The sequence below is a fragment of the Pseudorhodobacter sp. W20_MBD10_FR17 genome (assembly GCF_052119765.1).
In the GTDB taxonomy this organism is placed as follows: Bacteria; Pseudomonadota; Alphaproteobacteria; order Rhodobacterales; family Rhodobacteraceae; genus Pseudorhodobacter.
In genome coordinates, this window is record NZ_JBGQOQ010000088.1 from 1 (window position 1) to 3,302 (window position 3,302).

General features: G+C 56.3%; 4 protein-coding genes. 1 reads left to right on the forward strand and 3 read right to left on the reverse strand.

Going from position 1 to position 3,302, the window contains the following annotated elements; all coding sequences use genetic code 11:
* Nucleotides 1-151: 151 nt before the first annotated feature.
* The 3 genes from ACEN2J_RS20585 to ACEN2J_RS20595 form a co-directional block, all read right to left on the reverse strand.
* Nucleotides 152-652, reverse strand: a complete 501-nt coding sequence (locus tag ACEN2J_RS20585) for a cytochrome b (protein WP_442108596.1) — start codon at nucleotides 650-652, stop codon at nucleotides 152-154.
* A gap of 12 nt (nucleotides 653-664) precedes the next feature.
* Nucleotides 665-1,537 (reverse strand): VOC family protein, encoded by an 873-nt coding sequence (locus ACEN2J_RS20590; RefSeq protein WP_442108602.1) that lies wholly within the window; start codon nucleotides 1,535-1,537, stop codon nucleotides 665-667.
* 77 nt (nucleotides 1,538-1,614) lie between these two features.
* The gene (locus ACEN2J_RS20595; protein WP_442108598.1) at nucleotides 1,615-2,043 is read right to left on the reverse strand and encodes a DoxX family protein; all 429 of its coding nucleotides are present in this window, start codon (nucleotides 2,041-2,043) and stop codon (nucleotides 1,615-1,617) included.
* 117 nt (nucleotides 2,044-2,160) lie between these two features.
* Here ACEN2J_RS20595 and ACEN2J_RS20600 point away from each other — a divergent pair, with 117 nt between their 5' ends.
* Complete coding sequence (locus ACEN2J_RS20600) at nucleotides 2,161-3,057, forward strand: LysR family transcriptional regulator (protein WP_442108600.1); 897 nt, start codon at nucleotides 2,161-2,163, stop codon at nucleotides 3,055-3,057.
* Nucleotides 3,058-3,302 lie beyond the last annotated feature (245 nt).

Genomic DNA, 3,302 nt, shown 5'->3' on the forward strand with positions numbered 1-3,302 from the left:
ACTGACTGCAGCTACACAGCCAGTTGGAACCTTGCAGCAACTTTGATTGCCTCAAGATGAATGTCCACAGGCCCTAAACAGATGTATTGAACTATCACGTACTTGCCGCGGTTTTCCGTCGCGGCGCAGGCGATGTTTTAAGACCAAAAGGTCACTTTCTGAGAACGGGGATCATCTGCGCAAGCGTGCCGTCCTTGCGCACGAACTGGTTGAAGATCGCCGCCGCAGCGTGGGCCGTGATCAGGGCAAACAGCACAATGTTCAAAAGCCAGTGCATATAGCCCAGATCAGCGACACCGTTCCAGGTCATGCCGCCCGTGATCACCATGCCAATCAGCGCGCAATAGAGCGCCCAGTGAACAACCGTGGCAATCGTGGCCTGCATCGGGGACGTGCCCGGTGCATGGCCCGGCGCGCCAAAGCGAAAGCGCAGATAGAGCCGAGCGATCACAGCAAAAAAGATCGTCGATCCAAAGGCCACATGAACCCAAGCCATGGTCATGTCGTTGCCCGCAGGCGTAGCGCCCGTTTGCATGGCCTCAATGGTGCGTTTCATCGGCTCGTTGAACAGCCATTGCACCCAGATCGCAGCAAAAACAATCCAATGCAGGATGATCTGAGACCGGCGGTATGTTTGCGGTTGTTGGGTCATCGGGAAATCCTATCAGCTTGGGCGCAGGGTAACGGAAACACCGACGGGATCGGTGCCGCGCAGTACATCGCCGTCTTGGTGCAGGTGCGGTGACACGGCGATAGGGCCGTGGCTGATCAACTCGTATTGCATCAACCCCGCCATATCCTTTGGCATTGGCGGTCGGTTTGGCCCGGCCCAGGTGTTCATCGCCAAGCGGTGCGTGTTAGGCGCGCCCGCGCCCATATCGGCAAAGCCCCAAGCGTCCAGCGTCAGGTGGCGTTCAAACCCAAGGGTCTCAAACCAATCCAGAGCCGGCTCGAGCGCCGCAACTTTGAAGTGCAGATGCGCGAGGTAGCTGTCGTCTGCCAAGGGTGTCATCGGGTTTGCGCCCGCCGCATGGGCCAGTTCGGCCCTCACATCCAGCGGTCCGCGTCCAGAATGGGCGTTGCCGTCAGCATCGAACAAAGTAAGGCCCTGAGACATATCGCCAAAATGGCTGAACCGTTCTGGTGTCTCATAGGTAATTTCGATCTCCAAACCGTCGGGATCTTGGAAGTATAGCGATTTCGCCATCAAGTGATCTGTTGGCCCGACTTGCACATCCGACTGGATCAGACGGGCAAGCGTGCGGGAAAATTCCGCCTGACTGCGCACGCCAATCGCGACGTGATACATGCCCGTAAAGGGCGCTTTGACAGAGGTCTCCGCACCGGGGTGCAGGACGATCAGCGTGCGATCCTTGGTGCCAAGCGCGATTCCCGGCGCTGCGTGATTGCGCTCGATCATACCCAAGGCCGAACTCCAGAACGCAACTGCGCGATCAATGTTGGTCACTTGAAGATCCACCTGCCCCCAAGACAGGCGGTCACATTGCGGAGACAGTTTTGTATTGGCGGAAGGCATGGAATTGAGCACGGGAAGGCAACCTTTTGAAGCAAAAAAGCGCCCCGGCGGGAGAAACCGGGGCGCGCAGGGGTGGATTAAGCGCGCGGCGCGATAGGTGCCTTTTTCGTGCGGCCCCAAATTGCAAAAGCAGCCAGTGCAAACAGGATCACGTTCACCGGAACGACCTCGAACTCACTGCGAACGATGTGTACGCCGGCTGCCAATACCATGATCACGGCAAGACCGGCTGCAGCCAGTTTTGTCAGATGCGGCATGATGCGTGTCGCAGTTGGCAGGATCAGACCAAGCGCGCCAGCGACCTCGGCAAGGCCAATGAACTTGATCAGCAAGAAAGGCGCGTTTTCGGCCCAGCCCATGCCCATCGCGACCAAGTCGGCCGATCCGGACATCAGCTTTGTGGCGCCTGCCATCAGGAACATCGCAGCCAAAAGGGCTTGGGCGACCCATAAGCCAATATTCCAACCCTTGCTGGTCTGTACGGGGTTTGTGTCAATCGTTGTCATGTCGTTTTCTTTCCTGAAATCGCTTCTGCAGCGTGTTGTGATGAAGGCAGTGATAAACGTTTCCAAAATCGACATCATTACGCTATTTGTTGATTGAGCATTCCCTGTGGGTTGATGATGGACACACTGCTAAGCTTGCGCGTTTTCGCCGAAGTCGCTGAGCACAAAAACTTTTCTGTCGTAGCAGAGCGCCTTGGCCTCTCGCCTGCGATGACCAGCAAACACGTTAAACATGTTGAGACGCGTGTCGGTGCGCGTCTGCTCAATCGCAATAGCCGGAATGTGAGTCTGACCGAGGCAGGCGCACAGTACCTGCTGACGATCCGCCCTTTACTTGACGGACTGTCTGAGGCCGAAGCGCAATTGACCTCCGACAGCCTTTCGCCGCGAGGCACACTCAGAATGTCGATGCCTGTCTGGATGTCCAATCCAGCCTTTGCGAAAATTCTGGCCGCCTACCATCAGCAGAACCCACATGTGACTTTTGATGTCGACCTGAGCGGCCGCAAAATCAACATGGTAGAAGAAGGCGTTGATCTGGCGCTGCGCGTTGCGTTCAAATTGGACGATGGGTTGATCGCGCGAAAACTAGCAGAGGTCACATTTCGAATGGTGGCAGCTCCTAAGTTCCTAGACAGCTTTGGCCGTCCCAAAACCCCAGACGATCTCAACGACGCCCCGATGCTTGCCTATTCCCAAGTTGCAGCGGACGGGCGCATCAAATTTGGGGGCGAGGAGGGGGTGGATGTTAGGCTCCGGCCAATTTTGGTAAGCGCCAACGAGAGCATTCTTCATCAAGCCGCTGTTGCAGGAATGGGCTTTGCCATGCTTCCGAACTGGGCCGCTCAGGACGATGTGAGAGACGGCCGACTTGAAGCAGTGTTGCCCAACGTTGCGTGGCCGAAATTGTATATTCAGGCTATCTACGCAGATCGTAGCTATCTACCTGCCAAGGTAAGAAGCTTTCTGGACTTCTTGGCCGGACCGGATGGGTTCTCCGCCGTTTTGGAGTAGTGCATAGACGACCAAATGCACAATCTAGGCGGCCGAGTCCTATGGTTGAACAAAGTGGTGCCGGGCATCTCAGACTGCAGCGATAGTCCTTTTCTCGTCGTTGTTTTTTGCGGCTGGCGAAAGGCGTGGATAGCGGACGTTCAAACCAAAAGTGTCGACGGCAGGTTTGTCTAAGGTTTGTGGCTGCTGTCATCGCGAGATGCAGCGGCGACAAATCCGACAAGGAGGAAAGCGCGGGCGGGTTT